The following is a 16,537-nucleotide window of genomic DNA, read 5'->3' as shown; positions in this document are numbered from 1 at the left end:
AGAGACCATGCAGGCAATACCAGCCTCCGGGGAGGCCGGAAATATCGCGGGACAGTCTTCGAAACGCTACCAGGTGCTGCTGGTCACCCTGCTGTGCCTCAACTTCGGCATCCTGTTCTTCGATCGCAACGCGCTCAACTTCCTGATGCCCTATATCCAGCCGGACCTGGGGCTCAGCTACACCCAGGTGGGGATGCTGGGATCGGCCCTGTCGCTGACCTGGGCGATTGCGGCGATCTTCGTGGGCTGGCTGTCCGACAAGCTGCGGAAACGCAAGATCATCATCGTGATCTCCACCGTGCTGTTTGCGCTGTGCTCGGTCACCTCGGGCCTCGCAACCGGGTTCCTGATGCTGCTGGCGGCGCGGCTGGTGATGGGTTTGAGCGAGGGCGGGGTGATGCCGCTGAGCCACGCGATGGTGGCGGCAGAGGTTGATCCCAAGCACCGCGCGCTGGCGATGGGGGTGACGCAGAACCTGGGCTCCAGCCTGCTCGGTTCGTCGCTTGCGCCGCTGGTGCTGGTGCCGATTGCGCTCGCCTGGGGCTGGCGCGATGCCTTTTTCGTGGCCGCCGTGCCGGGGCTGATTTCGGCCTTGCTGGTGTGGCTGTTCGTGATCGAGCGCGAAGTACCCGCGCCCCCTCCCCGGCAGCAGGGTGACCGGGCACCGATCATGGAGGTGGTGACCGAGCGCAACGTGATCGTCTGCGGCTTCATGTCGGTAGTGCTGGTGGCCTACCTGGTGGTCACCTGGGCCTTCATGCCGCTGGTGCTGGTGCAGTTGCGCGGATTTGCCGATGGCACGGCGGCCTGGCTGATGGCGGCACTGGGCGTGTCCAGCGCCGTATGCAGCTTCATCATCCCGTGGCTGGCGGACCGGTTCGGCCGCCGCCCGGTGATGGCGGGGTTCACCTTCGGCGGGGTGATCCTGCCGCTGGCCGCGCTGTGGTTCGAAGGCTCGGCGGCAGTCCTCGCGGTGATCTTCTTCGTCGGCTGGATGTTCAACGGCACCTTCCCGATGTTCATGGCCACGGTGCCGGTGGAAAGCGTCAGCCCGGCCCGCGCGGCCACCGCGATGGGCCTTATCATGGGCCTGGGCGAGATCCTGGGCGGGGTGATCGCCCCCAGCCTGGCGGGCGGCCTGTCCGACATTTACGGCCTGCAGGCGGTCTGCTGGCTGCTGGTGGTGCTGGCCGTGCTGGGCGGCACGGCGGCGCTGGCCTTGCGTGAAACCGCCCCCCGCATCCTTGCCCGCCAATCAGGAGCCATTGCATGAAACGTCCCCAACCCGCCGACGAACTGGCGATCATGGAACTGTTCGCCCGCTATTACCGCGCGCTCGATACCGGCGATACCGAGGGTTACCTCGACCTCTACACGGCCGATGGCGAGGTGGTGGAGGAGAGCGAGGCGCGCGGCATCGAGGTGTGCAAGGGGCGCGAGGAGATCCGCAAGCTGGTGCTGAAGTTCCACGACCGGGCGGACTTTCCCGGCCACCAGCACCGCTATTCCAACCTGATCTTCAACGATCTTGGTGGCGGCAAGTGGGAGGTGCTGTCCTACGCCATGTCCACCCACTTCCACCTGGGCGAGCCGCCGGTGGTAACCTGGTGCGGCCATGTGCGCGATGTGGTGGCGCAGGAAGACGGGGTGTGGAAGTTCGCCAGCAAGGAAATCATGCCCTGGGCGGGCAAGGTGCTCGACGGGTTCCGGAAGCGCTGAGCCTCAGTCGCGCTGGCTGGCGCGGCGGTCCTGGCCGGAGCGGCGGCTGGCGTTCCGCCGGTCAGCGAAAGGCAGCTTGTCCACCTGATGCTGGCGGCGGTCACCCTGCCGCCGGTCGCCACCCTTGGGGCCTTCGCCTCGTCCGGTCATCGCACGCATTCCCAAGCGGCCTGCGGCCATCCGGCGCAAATTATCGGATGCTGCGGTAAATATCCGCTTAACCGTGATTTTTCCTGCGTCAGGGAGAGACCCGCAGCACGCTGTCATCGCGCGCCAGGCACCACAGCGACAGGCCGGCCGACTGCGCGCGGGCCACCGCCATGGAGGTGGGCAGCGACACGGTGACCAGCGTGGTCGCCCCGGCACGGACTGCCTTCTCGACAATCTCGTAGGAACAGCGCGCGGTGGAGAGGATGAAGCCGCCGGCTAGCGGCAGGCCCCTTGCGGCCATGGCTCCCACCAGCTTGTCCATCGCGTTGTGGCGGCCCACGTCCTCGCGCGCCAGCACCACGCGCCCGCCGCTATCGGCCCATGCTGCGGCATGGGCGGCCCCGGTGGCGCGGGTGAGGGGCTGGTGATCGCGGAGCTGGCCCAGGGCCGAGAAGATCGCCTCCGGCGCTATGGCTGCGTGGGCGGCCACAGGCGGCAGCGGGCGGGCAACGGCCTCCAGGTTCTCGATCCCGCACAGCCCGCACGAACTTTCCGCCACCCGGGTGCGCACCCGGTCGGTCAACTTGTCGATGCCGAGGCCGGTGAGGGTGGCGCGCACGATCCAGCCGTTTTCGACCTCGGCCAGGGCCAGGTCGGTCACTTCGGCAGGGGTGGCGGCCAGGCCTTCGTTGAGGGCAAAGCCCAGCGCGAAATCCGCAAGGTCCGCCGGGGTGGCCATCATCACCGCATAGGCGAGGCCGTTGAATTCCAGCGCCACCGGCACTTCCGGCACCCAGTCGCGGGTGGCGTGGGTGGTGGTGCCGTCGCGGTTGTGCTGGGTGAGCAATGTCATGCCTTCCCTTTAGTCGTCATTGCGAGCGAAGCGGAAGCAAAGCTGGCGTGAGCCGACCAATCCAGTGCCACATCGAGCCGCCCTGGATTGCTTCGTCGCTTCGCTTCTCGCAATGACGAACGCAGGAAACTACGCCGCCGCCGCTTCGGCCTTCAGCTTCAGGATCGCCGCCTTGGCGATGGGCGACAGGTCACCCAGGTCGTCGGCATAGATCGCCGCCTTCATGCGCGGGTCCCAGAACTTCCAGATGTGCAGCGCGGTTTCCGCCACCGCCTTCTCCTCGCCCTGTGCGGCGAAGTTGGCGGCGATCTGGTTGGCCATGCGGGAGAGCTTGTTGACGTCCATTATCGCGTTCCCTTTGGCATTACTCGGCAGGCTCCATGGTCTCGATGCGGCGGGCCATGGCGGTCAGGTCCGCATATTCGGTCTGCCATTCGCTGGGGCCGTTGCTGGGGGTCACCTGCACTGCGGTCACCTTGTATTCGGGGCAGTTGGTGGCCCAGTCCGAATTGTCGGTGGTGACCACGTTGGCCTGGGTGCTGGGGTGGTGGAACGTGGTGTAGACCACGCCCGGGGCCACCTTCTCGGTCACCAGCACGCGCAGGGTCGTTTCGCCCGAGCGGCTGGCGAGGCGGGCGAAGTCACCCGTCTTCAGGCCGCGGTTCTCGGCATCGGTCGGGTGCATTTCCAGAATGTCCTCGTCATGCCACACCTGGTTGCCGGTGCGCCGGGTTTGCGCGCCCACGTTGTACTGGCTGAGGATGCGCCCGGTGGTCAGCAGCAGCGGGAAGCGCGGGCCGGTGCGTTCATCGGTCGGCACGTATTCGGTGACCATGAACTTGCCCTTGCCGCGCACGAAACCGTCCACGTGCATGATCGGGCTGCCCTGCGGCGCCTTTTCGTTGACCGGCCACTGCAGCGGTTCGCCGCTGACCACGCGTTCCCAGGTCACGCCGGAGAACGTGGGGGTGAGGCGGGCGATTTCGGCCAGAATTTCGCTCGGGTGGCCATAGTTCCAATCGCAGCCGATGGCATTGGCCAGCATCTGGGTGATCTGCCAGTCGGCATAGCCGTTAGCCGGTTCCATCACCTGCTGCACCGGCTGGATGCGCCGTTCGGCGTTGGTGAAGGTGCCGTCCTTTTCCAGGAAGGTGGAGCCGGGCAGGAAGACGTGCGCGTAGTTGGCCGTTTCGTTGAGGAACAGGTCATGCACGATCACGCAGTCCATCGCCGCAAGGCCGGCGGCCACGTGGTGCGTGTCCGGATCGCTTTGCAGGATGTCCTCGCCCTGGATGTAGATGGCGCGGAACGAGCCATCGAGCGCGGCATCGAGCATGTTGGGGATGCGCAGGCCGGGTTCGGCGTCCAGCGTCACGCCCCAGTCGGCCTCGAACAGCGCGCGGGCATCGGCGTTGGAGATGTGGCGATAGCCCGACAGTTCGTGCGGGAAGCTGCCCATGTCGCAGGCGCCCTGCACGTTGTTCTGGCCGCGCAGCGGGTTCACGCCCACGCCGCGCCGGCCGATGTTGCCGGTGCACATAGCGAGGTTGGCAATCGCCATCACCGTGCTGGAGCCTTGCGAGTGCTCGGTCACGCCCAGGCCGTAATAGATCGCGCCGTTGCCGCCGGTGGCATAGAGGCGTGCGGCCTCGCGCACGGTCTGTGCGGGCACCTTGGTGACGGGCTCCAGGAATTCCGGGCTGTGCTTGGCATCGGACACGAAGCGGGCCCAGTCCTGGTATTCGTCCCAGTCGCAGCGTTCGCGGATGAAGGCTTCGTCGGCCAGCCCTTCGGTCACGATCACGTGGGCCAGGCTGGTGAGCACGGCCACGTTGGTGCCCGGCTGCAGCGGCAGGTGGTGGTCGGCCTGGATGTGCGCGCTCTTCACCAGGTCGATCTTGCGCGGGTCGATCACGATCATCTTCGCGCCCTGGCGCAGGCGCTGCTTCATGCGGCTGCCGAACACCGGGTGGGCATCGGTGGGGTTGGCCCCGATCACGATGAACACGTCAACGTCCTCAACGCTGTCGAAGTCCTGCGTGCCGGCGCTGGTGCCGAAGGCGTTGCTGAGGCCGAAGCCGGTGGGGCTGTGGCACACGCGGGCGCAGGTATCGACGTTGTTGGCCCCGAAGCCGGCGCGAATCAGCTTCTGCACCAGGAAGGTTTCCTCATTGGTGCAGCGGCTGGAGGTGATGCCGCCCAGCGCGCGGGGGCCGCTTTCGGCCTTGATCGCCTGGATCTTGGCTGCGGCAAAGCCGATCGCCTCGTCCCAGCTCACTTCGCGCCACGGCTGGTCGATCTTTTCGCGGATCATCGGCTTCAGGATGCGGTCGGCGTGGTTGGCATAGCCCCAGGCGAAGCGGCCCTTGACGCAGGAGTGGCCGTGGTTGGCCTTGCCGTCCTTGTTGGGGATCATGCGGACAAGCTGCTCGCCGCGCATTTCGGCGCGGAAGGTGCAGCCCACGCCGCAATAGGCGCAGGTGGTGAGGACGGAGCGTTCGGGCTTGCCGATCTCGATCACCGACTTTTCGTTCAGCGCGGCGGTGGGGCAGGCCTGCACGCAGGCGCCGCACGATACGCATTCGGAGCCGAGGAAGTTGTCTTCCTTCTGGCCGGCGGAAATCACGCTGGCAAAGCCGCGACCGTCCACGGTGAGGGCGAAAGTGCCCTGAACCTCGTCGCACGCGCGCACGCAGCGGCTGCACACGATACACTTCGAGCTGTCGAAGGCGAAATACGGATTGCTCTCGTCCTTCGCCTTGCCCAGGTGGTTGGCCCCTTCATAGCCATAGCGTACGTCGCGCAGGCCCACGTTGGCGGCCTGGTCCTGCAGCTCGCAATCGTTGTTGGCGCTGCAGGTGAGGCAATCGAGCGGGTGGTCGGAGATGTACAGTTCCATCACCCCGCGCCGCAGCTTGTCCAGCTTGGGGGTCTGGGTCTTCACCTTCATGCCCGGCATCACCGGGGTGGTGCAACTGGCGGGGGTGCCGCGCATCCCTTCCACTTCCACCAGGCACAGGCGGCACGAGCCGAACGCCTTGACGTTATCGGTGGCGCACAGCTTGGGGATCTCGCCACCGGCCTCCGCCGCCGCGCGCATCACGCTGGTGCCGGCGGGCACGGTAACGTCGCGCCCGTCGATGGTGAGCGTGACCATGTCGCTCGACCGGCTGGCAGGCGTGCCGAAATCCTTTTGCGGTTCGTATCCCATTACATGTGCTCCAGTGCGGCAAGATCGGCCGGACTATTGATGTTGGCAGGGGCCAGGGTGGTGGCGACGGGCCGTGATCCGATGGCCCGCGCGAAACCTTGCATCGAATGGCGTCCTTCGCTTGTCAGGATCGCCATTGCCGCCTCGGCGGCATCACTCTTCCAATGCCCGATGACGGGCTGGGTTTCCACGTGGGCGCTGGCGGGCGACAGCTCGGCCAGCAGGCCCGCAGACACGCCACCGCAATCCACCCCGCAGGTGAGCACGCTGGCATAGCCGTTGCCCTGGCCGTGGCGCAGCGCGGCGGCCACGCCCGCCAGCGGGCCCATGCCGGGGCGCGGCCAGTCGGCGATCGCGGGAGCCAGGTCGCTGTCCGACCGGCCCACGATCACCACCGTGTCGCACAGCGCCTTCAGAGAGGCGACGGCGCGTTCCAGCAGAGTGCGGCCATCCAGCACGGCCAGCGCCTTGTCGCTGCCGAACCGGGTGGACATGCCGCCTGCCAGGACCGCGCCCAGGATCATCTTACTCGGCGGCCTCCAGCACGGCGCGCGCTTCGGGCGCGAAGTCTTCCGGCCAGTGCTTCAGCGCGCTCATCACCGGATAGGGGGTGAAGCCGCCAAGGGCGCAGAGCGAACCGAACTTCATCGTCTCGCACAGGTCGGTCAGCAGGGCCACTTCCTCGGCCACGGAGCGGCCCTGGTCCTTGACCGTGTTCTGCATCTGCGGGGCCAGTTCGATCACGTCACGCTTGCGGCCACCAGCGCGGATGCGGTCGATCAGCTCCACGCCCCGCGTGCTGCCGATGCGGCAGGGGGTGCACTTGCCGCAGCTTTCCGCCGCGCAGAATTCCATCGCGAAGCGGGCCATGCTGCCCATGTCGGCCGTGTCGTCGAACACGGTGATGCCGCCGTGGCCGATCAGCGCATCGGCAGCGGTATAGGCTTCATAGTCGAACACGATGTCGAACTGGTCGGGGTGGAGATAGGCCCCCAGCGGGCCGCCCACCTGCACCGCCTTGACCGGGCGGCCCGATGCGGTGCCGCCGCCGATCACGTTGACCAGCTCGCCCAGCGTCACGCCGAAAGCGACCTCGTAAAGCCCGCCGTGCTTGATGTTGCCGGCCAGCTGGATCGGCATGGTGCCCTTGCTGCGGCCCATGCCCTGCTGGGCGTAGGCGGCCGAGCCACCTTCCGCCAGGATGTGCGGCACGGCGGCGAGGCTCAGCACGTTGTTGACCACGGTGGGCTTGCCGAACAGGCCTTCCAGCGCGGGCAGCGGCGGCTTGGCGCGCACTTCGCCGCGCTTGCCTTCCAGACTGTTGAGCAAGGACGTTTCCTCGCCGCAGACATAGGCGCCCGCACCCATGCGCACTTCGCACACGAAGGGGGCGATGATGTCGGCGCACTGGACCAGCGCTTCGTTCAGCTTGCGGATCGCATCGGGATATTCGCTGCGCACATAGATATAGCCGCGCGTGGCCCCCACCGCCTCGCCTGCGATGGCCATGCCCTCGATCAGCTGGAAGGGGTCGCCCTCCATCACCATGCGATCGGCAAAGGTGGCGCTGTCGCCTTCGTCGGCGTTGCAGACGATGTACTTCTGGTCGGCCACGGCGCCGGCCACGGTCTTCCACTTGATGCCGGTGGGGAAACCCGCGCCGCCACGGCCGCGCAGGCCGCTTTCCAGTACCTCGGCGATGATCTGTTCCGGCCCGATCTGGCGGGCGCGCATCAGGCCCTGCCAGCCGCCGGTGGCGTGATAGTCTGCCAGGCTGGTGGGCCGCGTCTTGCCCGCGCGGGCGAAAGTGAAGCGGGTCTGCCCGGCGATGAAGGGGTGCTGCTCGATCACGCCGATGGCCTTGTCGGACGAGCCGTTCAGAATGGCATCGACGTCACCAAGCGTGGCGGGACCAAAGCCCTTCCCGTCGATCTCCACCAGCGGTTCCAGCCACTGCATGCCCCATGAGGAGGTGCGGTGAACCTCGTGGCCCTTCGCGGCGAAAGCCTCGGCCAGTTCGTCGGCACCAAGCGCGCGGGCCAGGGCGTCGTCGGAAATCTTGATCAGCATCATGCGTTCTCGATGATCTTGGCGAGGGCCGGGGCATCCAGCCGCGAATGCAGCCGGTCACCCACCCGGGCGTTGGGGCCGGTGGCGCACAGGCCCAGGCAATAGACGGTGTGCAGCTTCACCCGGTCACCCGCAGCGGCCATGGCCGACGGCATCAGGCTTTCCACCCCGCGCGCCTTGCAGGCTTCCGCGCGGCACACCTGCACCACGGGGCGGCCTTCCGCCGTGGGGGTGTAATCATGATAGAAGCTGACCACGCCGTGCACTTCGGCGCGACTGAGGTTGAGCGCGGCGGCGATCTGCGCCTCCGCCTCCGGGCTGACGCAGCCGAATTCGGCTTGCACATCGTGCAGGATCGGCAGCAGCGGGCCTTCGCGCCCGGCGTGTTCGGCGATGATCGCGGCGAGAACAGAGTTCGACATGCCATCGGGATGCGCCCGCGCGCACAAGCGGTCAAATCGATTGTTATGGGGTGTGATAGAACTCTTCTATCAGACTTGCCGCCTCAAGCTGCTGCGCCACGGCCAGGCCGGCGCGCGCCATCTGCCCCAGCGGATCGCGGTTCAGCACCATCAGCCCCAGGCGGCGGGTGGCAGCGGCGGGCTTGATCGGGACGAAGTGGCACCAGCCCAGCCCCGCCAGCATCCCGGCATAGGCATCGGGCACGATCGAGACGAACTTGCCCGAGCGGACGAGAGCAAACATCGAGACATAGTTGTCGGCAATCACCCGCGGGGTCACCGCCAGGTCGTGCTGGGCAAACAGCCGGTCAAGGATGCGGCGGTTCTGCATCCCCTGGTGCAGCAGGCACAGCGGCAGGGCGGCCAGTTCCTGCCAGGTCACCGCCTTGTGCTTGTCCAGCAGGGTGCCGCTGCGGGCGATGGCCACGAACTGTTCGGCATGGAGCGGCGCGGTGAGCATGTTGGCGGCGGGTTCATGGTCCAGGTAGGTGAGGCCGGCATCGAACTCGTTCACCGCCAGCCCCTGCTCGATCTCGCGCGAGGTGCCGCTGGTGACCGCCAGCGTCAGGCCGGGATAGGCGGCCAGCAGCGCCTCGCCAAACGGCCCCACCAGAGGCTGCGCGGCGGGGATGGTGTAGAGGCGGAATTCGCCGGTGAGCGCCTGGGTGGAGGAACCGGCCGCCTGGGTGAGGCCGCGCACCGCGCCCAGCGCCTGTTCGGCCCAGGGCAGGATCGCCTCGCCCTCTCCCGTCAGGCCGATAAAGCGCCGGTCGCGTTCCACCAGACGCTTGCCCAGTTCGTGCTCCAGCGCGGCAAGGCCGGCGGACAGCGTGGGCTGGCTCACCCCGCACTGGCTGGCGGCGGCGGCGAAATGGCGTGTCTTGGCCAAGGCCACGAAATAGCGCAGGTGCTGAAGCTGCATCGGACCCCTCCTTGAAAGGAATCCTCTATCAAACTCCGGCCTTAGGCGGAAAGCCTTTCGGCGTGCCAGGCCACGTGATCGGCCATGAAGGTGGAGATGAAGTAGTACGAATGGTCATAGCCCGGCTGCATGCGGATGGTCGCTTCCATCCCGGCGCGGTCCACGGCTTCGGCCAGCAGGTGGGTTTTCAGCTGCCCTTCCAGGAAGTTGTCGGCCAGCCCCTGGTCCACCAGCAGATCGGGCAGGCGCGCGCCGTCGTCGATCAGGGCGCAGGCATCGTATTCGCGCCAGGCGGCACGGTCGGGTCCAAGGTAGCCCGCCAACGCCTTCTCACCCCAAGGGCAATTGAGCGGGCTGACGATTGGCGAGAACGCGCTGACCGAGCGGTAGCGCGCCGGGTTCCTGAGCGCGATGGTCAGCGCGCCGTGCCCGCCCATCGAGTGGCCGGTGATGCCCAGCAGGTCCATGTCGGCCATGGCGAAATTGTCCGCCAGCACCTGCGGCATTTCGTCCTCGATATAGGACCGCATGTGGAAGTTGGCAGACCACGGTGCCTGCGTGGCGTTGACGTAGAAGCCGGCCCCCTTGCCGAAATCATAGCCTTCGTCATCCGGCACGTCATCGCCGCGCGGGCTTGTGTCGGGGGCCACGAAGATCACCTTGTGCGCGGCGCAGGGGCTGCGGAATTCGCCCTTCTCGGTCACGTTGGCGTGGGTGCAGGTCAGGCCCGAGAGATACAGCAGAACCGGTAGCTTCTCGCCCGGTACATGGTCAGGCACGAAGACGCTGAAGGTCATCAGCGTGCCGGTGGCGCTGGACTGGTGCGTATAGACACCCTGCGTGCCACCATGGCTGCGGGTTTCGCTGACGGTTTCGATGGTCATTGCGCACTCTCTTCGCGCTTCATGGCGCACAGCTTGTTGCCATCGGGATCGCGCAGGTAGGCCAGGTACACCCGGCCATAGGCGCGCGGCCGCCAGCCGGGCGGGTCTTCGCAGGTGGTCCCGCCATGGGCCAGGCCTGCGGCGTGCCAGGCGTCGATTTGCTCCGGGCTGTCGAGCATGAAGCCCACGGTGGAGCCGTTGCCGTGGGTGGCTGCCTGCCCGTCCAGCGGGCGGGTGACCAGCAGCATGGAACCGCGATGGCGGTAGAACAGCCGCCCCTTGTCATCCAGCTCGCCCGGCGTGCCGCCCCAGGCAGCGAATAGCGCGTCATAGAAGGCCTGGCTGCGGGCAATGTCGTTGGCCCCAAGGGTCATGTGGCTGAACATGGCGGATCAGCCCCTCACATCCACTTGAGCGCGCACAGCTTGTGGCCGGTGGGATCGCGCAGGTAGGCGAGATACAGCGTCGCCTCGCCAAACGGGCGCGGCCCCGGCGGGTCTTCACAGGTGGTGCCGCCCGCAGCCACCCCGGCATCGTGCCAGGCGTGGATCTGTTCGGGCGTGTCGACCGCAAAGCCGATGGTGTTGCCGTTGGCCACGCAGGCCGGTTCACCGTTGATCGGCTTCGTCACGATGAAGAAGTTGTCGCGGAAGATATAGGTTATCCGGCCCTTGTCCTCGTCCAGCAGGCCTTCCGGCCCGCCGATCGCGCCGAACACGGCATCGTAGAACCGCTTGGAGGCCGCCAGGTCATTGGTGCCGACCATGTTGTGGCTGTACATCTTACTCTCCCGATCCGATCCAGAACGCGCACAGCTTGTTGCCCACCGGATCGCGCAGGTAGGCACCGTACATCGGCATGTCGCCATAGGGGCGCGGGCCGGGCGCACCTTCGCAGGTGCCGCCCTTGGCCAGCCCCGCCGCGTGCCAGGCGTCAACCTGTTCCGGGCTGGCTGCCGTGAAGCCCACCGTGCCGCCGTTGGCGTGGCAGGCGGGCTCGCCATCGGCGGGCGGCCCCACCATAAACAGCCCGCCACCCGGCGCGCCGTACATGGCGTGAATGCCCTCCTTGTGCTGCCCGCTCACCCCAAGCGCGGCAAAGGTCGCGTCATAGAACGCGATCGATGCCGCCGGGTCGGTGCTGCCGACCCGCACATGGGTGAACAGGCTCACGATGCTTACCGGTCACCCACGTTGGCGGTGAACACGCAGATCTTGTGGCCGTCCGGATCTCGCAGGTAGGCGCCGTACATGTTGCCCGGGCTCTGCGCGCGGAAGCCGGGTGCGCCCAGGTCCTCGCCGCCGTTGGCCAGGCCAGCGGCGTGCCAGGCATCGACCTGGTCATAGCTGGCGGCCTTGAAGCCGATGGTGATGCCGTTCATGCAGGTGGCCGCTTCGCCATTGGCGGGCTTGGCCACGATGAAGCTGCCGTTTTCGCTGGGATAGACGGTGCCGTGCGGCAGCGGGTGGCCGGCATAGCCCAGCGCGCCCATGGTGGCGTCATAGAACTTGCGGCTGGCATCGATGTCGTTGGTGCCGACGAACATGTGGTTGAACATGGGAAAGCTCTCCTCTTTCGGTGTGTAGGAACCGGGCCACGCGGGGCGGTGCCGGAACGGATTGTCAGGGGATCAGAAGACCACGACCGACCGGATCGACTTGCCCTGGTGCATCAGGTCGAAGGCGGTGTTGATCTCCTCCAGCCCCATCACGTGGGTGATCATCGGGTCGATCTCGATCTTGCCCGTCATGTACATGTCGACGATCTTGGGCACATCGGTGCGGCCCTTGGCCCCGCCGAAGGCCGTGCCGCGCCAGTTGCGGCCCGTTACCAGCTGGAACGGGCGGGTGGCGATTTCCTTGCCCGCTTCGGCCACGCCGATGATGATGCTGGTGCCCCAGCCGCGGTGGCAGGCTTCCAGCGCGGTGCGCATCACGTCGGTGTTGCCGGTGGCATCGAAGGTATAGTCTGCCCCGCCATCGGTCATCTCGACCACCTTGGCCACCACGTCCTCGCGGCTCATGCCCCGGCTGTTGAGGAATTCGGTCATGCCGAAGCGCTTGCCCCATTCCTCGCGGTCGGGGTTGATGTCCACGCCGATGATCTTGTTGGCGCCGGCCAGCCGCGCGCCCTGGATCACGTTGAGGCCGATCCCGCCCAGGCCGAAGACCACCACGTTGTCACCCACCTGCACCTTGGCGGTGTTGACCACCGCGCCCACGCCCGTGGTCACGCCGCAGCCGATGTAGCAGGCGGACTGGAACGGCGCGTCCTCGCGGATCTTGGCCACGGCGATTTCCGGCAGCACGGTGAAGTTGCTGAACGTGGAGCAGCCCATGTAGTGGAAGATCGGCTGGCCCTTGTAGGAGAAGCGCGTGGTGCCGTCCGGCATCAGCCCCTTGCCCTGCGTGGCGCGGATCGCGGTGCACAGGTTGGTCTTGCCGGACAGGCAGCTCTTACACTGGCGGCATTCGGGCGTGTAGAGCGGGATCACATGGTCGCCCGGCTTCACCGAGGTCACGCCCGCGCCGACCTCGCGCACGATCCCGGCCCCTTCGTGACCCAGCACGCTGGGGAAGATCCCCTCGCTGTCAAACCCGTCCAGCGTGTAGGCGTCGGTGTGGCACACGCCGGTGGCCATGATTTCCACCAGCACTTCGCCGGCCTTGGGGCCTTCCAGGTCAAGTTCCACGATCTCCAGCGGCTTCCTGGCCTCGAAGGCTACGGCTGCACGGGTCTTCATCGGTATCGGTCTTTCGGTTGAGTGGTGAAACGGATCAGGCGCTCTTGCCGGGGGCCAGGCCGACGACCTCGTCGCCGTCGCGCTCGGGCAGCATCAGGAACAGCACCAGCGAGACGACCGAGCCCATCGCCATGATGATCGACACGGTCAGCAGTTCGTCGTTACCCAGCGCGGTGAACAGCGCGCCGGCCAGCAGCGGGCTGCCCGCTGCGCCCAGGCGGCCGATGCCCAGCACGAAGCCGGTGCCGGTGCCGCGGGCATAGGCCGGGAAGCCGCGGGCGAAGGCGGCATAGTAGCCGCTGATCGCCGCGTTGGTGAAGAAGCCCGTGACCATCGTGGCCACCTGCCATGCGCCCAGCGTATCGCGGCCCATGCCGAACCAGGCCACGCCGATGGCACCGATCAGCAGCATGAAAGCGGTCGGCCAGCGGATGCCCAGGCGGGCCATGATGAAGCCGAACAGCGCGCTGCCCAGGAACCCGCCGACGTTGGCATAGGTGAGCACGGTGGCGGCATCCTGCGGCGGATAGCCGGGAGGATAGTCCGACACGATCTGCACCGCGAACTTCAGGATGTAGTAGAAGGTAATGGTGTGGAACGCATAGCCGAAGGCCAGCAGCAGGGTGACCGGGCGCAGCTTGGGGTTCGACAGGATGTCGGTCACCTTGGGCTTGCTGTCGCTGGTGTCCAGCACCGGCAGGGTATCCACCGGCGGCTTGCCGAAGGCGCGCAGCGTCTTGTTGACGCCATCCAGGTTGCCCTTGCTGGCGTGGTAGGCGGCGGTTTCCGGCACCACCAGCCACAGGATCGGGATCAGCGCGGCGGTCACGATGGCGCCGAAATCGAACACCCCGCGCCAGCCGTATTCCACCAGCAGCCATTCCGAAGCGGCGATGCCGCCGATGATCGCGCCCAGCGGATAGCCGGCCACATAGACCGCGATTGCCGCGCGGCGGCTGGCCGTGCTGCTGCTTTCCGCCGTCACCGCGTTGGTGGCGGCCAGCATGCCGCCGATGCCGATGCCGGTGAGGAAGCGGTAGGCGACCATCGGGGTGACCGAGTTGGCGTGCCCCGCGGCCCACATGCCCGCGGCCATCAGCACCAGGCACACCAGCATGGTGTTCTTGCGCCCGAACTTGTCGGCCACGCCGCCCAGGATCACGCTGCCGAAGCCCATGCCGACCAGTTCGGCCGAAAGGACCACGCCCAGCGCCGCGCGCTCGATGCCCCATTCGGCGGAAATGCCGGGCGCCGCGAAGGCGCTGGCCAGCACGTCGAACCCGTCCAGCGCATTCAGCAGCACCATCAGGACGACCACCGCCCACTGGCGCGTGCCCATCGGCGTATCGTTGATCACTGTGATGGGGCTGCTTGCATCCCTGCCCGGTCCGGCCATCGGTTGGTTTCCTCTTCCCTTGATGAGCGCTTCATTCGTGGATTCGCGTGAGCAATTCCACCAGTTTTTTGACTTCGTCCGAAGTGAACCGCGCCTGCAGCCAGGCTTCATGGCTGGCGATGCACGATTTCGCTTCCGCCAGAGCGGCTTGTCCTTCGGCGGTGAGGTAGAGCGCCTGCTTGCGCCCGTCGCTGTTCGACCGGCGGCGCTGGACATAGCCGCGCTGTTCCAGCCGGTTGACGATGGTCATCGTGGTGGCCCGGTCCATCCGCAGGCGCTGGCCCAGTTCGATCTGCGCCACGCCGGGCTCGTCCCCCACCACCCACAGCAGGCTGACCTGCTTCTGCGTCAGCCCCAGGTCCACGAAGGTTTCGGTGAAATGGCGATAGACCGCACCGTGGGCCAGCCGGATGTGGAAGCCCACGATCCCGTCCAGCGCGCCCACGCCATCGGCCGCCGCTTCCGCAGCCGCTCGATCCGCAGGCAGGGCACGCGTGGCCAAAGTGTCGATCCCGTCCTCTCTCTCGGTTGCACATTTGTTAGTAAAGCATACAATTCAACGCAAGCAATGGCTCGCGTTTGGAGAGGACGAGACCCCGATGGTGCATTTTCCCGATTCGCCGGCTTTTACCGGCTTCAACACCCCCAGCCGGATCGAGGCGGACATTACCGACCTGGCGCACCAGGGCGAGATTCCGCGCGAGCTGAACGGGGCCTTCTTCCGCGTGCAGCCCGATCCGCAGTTCCCGCCGATGCTGGGGGACGACATTGCCTTCAACGGCGATGGCATGATTACCCGGTTCCATTTCCATGACGGGCAGTGCGATTTCCGCCAGCGCTGGGCCAAGACCGACAAGTGGAAGGCGGAGCGGGAAGCGGGGCGCGGGCTGTTCGGCCGCTATCGCAATCCCCTGACCGACGATCCCAGCACCAAGGGCATGATCCGCAGCACGGCCAATACCAATGCCTGGATCTATGCCGGCAAGCTGTGGGCGATGAAGGAGGACAGCCCGGCCCTGATCATGGACCCGGTGACGATGGAGACCGAGGCGTTCGAGACCTGGGAAGGGGCCATGCGCAGCGAAACCTTCACCGCCCACCCCAAGATCGACCCGGCCACCGGCAACATGGTGGCCATCGGCTATGCCGCCAGCGGCCTGTGCACCGATGACGTGGCGCTGATGGAGGTGAACCCCGAAGGCAAGCTGGTGCAGGAGACCTGGTTCAAGGTCCCCTATTACTGCATGATGCACGACTTCGCGATCACGCCCGATTACCTGGTGCTGCACATCGTCCCCAGCCTTTCGAGCTGGGAATACCTGGAGCAGAAGCGCGAGCACTTTGCCTTCGATACCACCAAGCCGGTGTACCTGGGCATCATCCCGCGCCGGGCGGACCTGAAGCAGGAGGATATCCGCTGGTTCAAGCGCGACAACTGCTTTGCCAGCCACGTGGTCAACGCCTGGCAGGAAGGCACCAAGGTGCACTTCGTGATCCCCGAAGCGCGCAACAACATGTTCCCCTTCTTCCCGGACATCCACGGCGCCCCGTTCGATGGCCCGGCGGCCATGAGCAAGCTGACCCGCTGGACCGTGGACATGGCCAGCAATGGCGAGGAGTTCGACGAGATCGTGCCCTTGACGCAGACGGCCAGCGAATTCCCGCGCATCGACGATCGCTTCACCGGCGTGAAGGCCCGCTATACCTGGGGGCTGGAAATGGACATGCGCCGCCCCAACGAACTGAAGGGCGGCAGCGCCGGCGGCTTCCTGATGAACTGCCTGTTCCTGAAGGACCTGGAGAGCGGGGCCGAGCAGCACTGGTGGTGCGGGCCGGTATCCAGCTTGCAGGAACCCTGCTTCGTGCCGCGCGACCGGAATGCGCCCGAAGGCGATGGCTGGATCCTGATGCTGTGCAACCGGCTGGAAGACCGCCGCACCGACCTGCTGGTGTTCGACGCGCTCGATATCGAGAAGGGGCCGGTGGCCACCATCAACGTGCCCGTCCGCCTGCGCTTCGGCCTGCACGGCAACTTTGCCCGGGCCGAGGACATCGGGCTGGACAAGGTGGCGGAGCACGCCTGATCCGGCACCCGCCACACGCTTGTCGCAAATTGTAATGGCTATTG

At 66.6% G+C, this 16,537-nt stretch carries 19 protein-coding genes; 3 read left to right on the top strand and 16 right to left on the bottom strand.

Annotated features, from left to right (window positions below; translation table 11 throughout):
* Positions 1-73 precede the first annotated feature (73 nt).
* Together GRI99_RS01040 and GRI99_RS01035 are read left to right on the top strand one after the other, a co-directional pair.
* Positions 74-1,273, top strand: coding sequence for an MFS transporter (locus tag GRI99_RS01040; protein WP_337192825.1), 1,200 nt, complete (start codon positions 74-76; stop codon positions 1,271-1,273).
* Positions 1,270-1,719 (top strand): nuclear transport factor 2 family protein, encoded by a 450-nt coding sequence (locus GRI99_RS01035; RefSeq protein WP_160770157.1) that lies wholly within the window; start codon positions 1,270-1,272, stop codon positions 1,717-1,719. Before GRI99_RS01040 ends, GRI99_RS01035 begins: the two co-directional genes overlap by 4 nt.
* 3 nt (positions 1,720-1,722) lie before the next feature.
* Here GRI99_RS01035 and GRI99_RS01030 read toward each other — a convergent pair whose 3' ends face one another.
* The 16 genes from GRI99_RS01030 to GRI99_RS00955 form a co-directional block, all read right to left on the bottom strand.
* On the bottom strand, positions 1,723-1,869 hold the full coding sequence (locus tag GRI99_RS01030) for a hypothetical protein (protein ID WP_160770156.1): 147 nt from the start codon (positions 1,867-1,869) through the stop codon (positions 1,723-1,725).
* Between the two features lie 88 nt (positions 1,870-1,957).
* Complete coding sequence (fdhD, locus tag GRI99_RS01025; RefSeq protein ID WP_160770155.1) at positions 1,958-2,722, bottom strand: formate dehydrogenase accessory sulfurtransferase FdhD; 765 nt, start codon at positions 2,720-2,722, stop codon at positions 1,958-1,960.
* Positions 2,723-2,851: 129 nt separating this feature from the next.
* Positions 2,852-3,067 carry a formate dehydrogenase subunit delta gene (locus GRI99_RS01020; protein ID WP_237438057.1) on the bottom strand — a complete coding sequence of 72 codons (216 nt, stop codon included), beginning with the start codon at positions 3,065-3,067 and terminating at the stop codon, positions 2,852-2,854.
* Between the two features lie 19 nt (positions 3,068-3,086).
* On the bottom strand, positions 3,087-5,933 hold the full coding sequence (gene fdhF / locus GRI99_RS01015; protein ID WP_160770154.1) for a formate dehydrogenase subunit alpha: 2,847 nt from the start codon (positions 5,931-5,933) through the stop codon (positions 3,087-3,089).
* The gene (mobA, locus tag GRI99_RS01010; protein WP_160770153.1) at positions 5,933-6,457 is read right to left on the bottom strand and encodes a molybdenum cofactor guanylyltransferase; all 525 of its coding nucleotides are present in this window, start codon (positions 6,455-6,457) and stop codon (positions 5,933-5,935) included. The genes fdhF and mobA overlap by 1 nt, the downstream gene beginning before the upstream one ends.
* A 1-nt stretch (position 6,458) precedes the next feature.
* On the bottom strand, positions 6,459-8,006 hold the full coding sequence (locus GRI99_RS01005) for an NADH-ubiquinone oxidoreductase-F iron-sulfur binding region domain-containing protein (protein WP_160770152.1): 1,548 nt from the start codon (positions 8,004-8,006) through the stop codon (positions 6,459-6,461).
* Positions 8,003-8,425 (bottom strand): NAD(P)H-dependent oxidoreductase subunit E, encoded by a 423-nt coding sequence (locus tag GRI99_RS01000; RefSeq protein ID WP_160770151.1) that lies wholly within the window; start codon positions 8,423-8,425, stop codon positions 8,003-8,005. The genes GRI99_RS01005 and GRI99_RS01000 overlap by 4 nt, the downstream gene beginning before the upstream one ends.
* A gap of 43 nt (positions 8,426-8,468) precedes the next feature.
* A complete protein-coding gene (locus GRI99_RS00995) occupies positions 8,469-9,386 on the bottom strand; it encodes a LysR family transcriptional regulator (protein WP_160770150.1) in 918 nt (305 codons plus the stop codon).
* 41 nt (positions 9,387-9,427) lie between these two features.
* Positions 9,428-10,270 carry an S-formylglutathione hydrolase gene (fghA, locus tag GRI99_RS00990; RefSeq protein ID WP_160770149.1) on the bottom strand — a complete coding sequence of 281 codons (843 nt, stop codon included), beginning with the start codon at positions 10,268-10,270 and terminating at the stop codon, positions 9,428-9,430.
* Positions 10,267-10,656, bottom strand: a complete 390-nt coding sequence (locus GRI99_RS00985; protein ID WP_160770148.1) for a VOC family protein — start codon at positions 10,654-10,656, stop codon at positions 10,267-10,269. The genes fghA and GRI99_RS00985 overlap by 4 nt, the downstream gene beginning before the upstream one ends.
* 14 nt (positions 10,657-10,670) lie before the next feature.
* Entirely contained in the window at positions 10,671-11,051 is a 381-nt protein-coding gene (locus GRI99_RS00980; protein WP_160770147.1) for a VOC family protein, read from the bottom strand.
* Position 11,052: 1 nt separating this feature from the next.
* On the bottom strand, positions 11,053-11,436 hold the full coding sequence (locus tag GRI99_RS00975) for a VOC family protein (RefSeq protein WP_160770804.1): 384 nt from the start codon (positions 11,434-11,436) through the stop codon (positions 11,053-11,055).
* 11 nt (positions 11,437-11,447) lie between these two features.
* Positions 11,448-11,828, bottom strand: coding sequence for a VOC family protein (locus tag GRI99_RS00970; RefSeq protein WP_160770146.1), 381 nt, complete (start codon positions 11,826-11,828; stop codon positions 11,448-11,450).
* A 72-nt stretch (positions 11,829-11,900) separates the two neighbouring features.
* On the bottom strand, positions 11,901-13,013 hold the full coding sequence (locus tag GRI99_RS00965; RefSeq protein ID WP_160770145.1) for an S-(hydroxymethyl)glutathione dehydrogenase/class III alcohol dehydrogenase: 1,113 nt from the start codon (positions 13,011-13,013) through the stop codon (positions 11,901-11,903).
* 34 nt (positions 13,014-13,047) lie between these two features.
* Positions 13,048-14,370 carry an MFS transporter gene (locus tag GRI99_RS00960; RefSeq protein WP_337192824.1) on the bottom strand — a complete coding sequence of 441 codons (1,323 nt, stop codon included), beginning with the start codon at positions 14,368-14,370 and terminating at the stop codon, positions 13,048-13,050.
* A 70-nt stretch (positions 14,371-14,440) separates the two neighbouring features.
* On the bottom strand, positions 14,441-14,911 hold the full coding sequence (locus tag GRI99_RS00955) for a Saro_0803 family transcriptional regulator (RefSeq protein ID WP_160770144.1): 471 nt from the start codon (positions 14,909-14,911) through the stop codon (positions 14,441-14,443).
* A 97-nt stretch (positions 14,912-15,008) separates the two neighbouring features.
* Here GRI99_RS00955 and GRI99_RS00950 point away from each other — a divergent pair, with 97 nt between their 5' ends.
* A complete protein-coding gene (locus tag GRI99_RS00950) occupies positions 15,009-16,493 on the top strand; it encodes a lignostilbene-alpha,beta-dioxygenase (RefSeq protein WP_160770143.1) in 1,485 nt (494 codons plus the stop codon).
* Positions 16,494-16,537 lie beyond the last annotated feature (44 nt).

It is taken from the genome of Alteraurantiacibacter buctensis (assembly GCF_009827655.1).
Taxonomy (GTDB): Bacteria; Pseudomonadota; Alphaproteobacteria; order Sphingomonadales; family Sphingomonadaceae; genus Alteraurantiacibacter; species Alteraurantiacibacter buctensis.
This window is presented reverse-complemented; position numbering and strand designations above follow the sequence as displayed.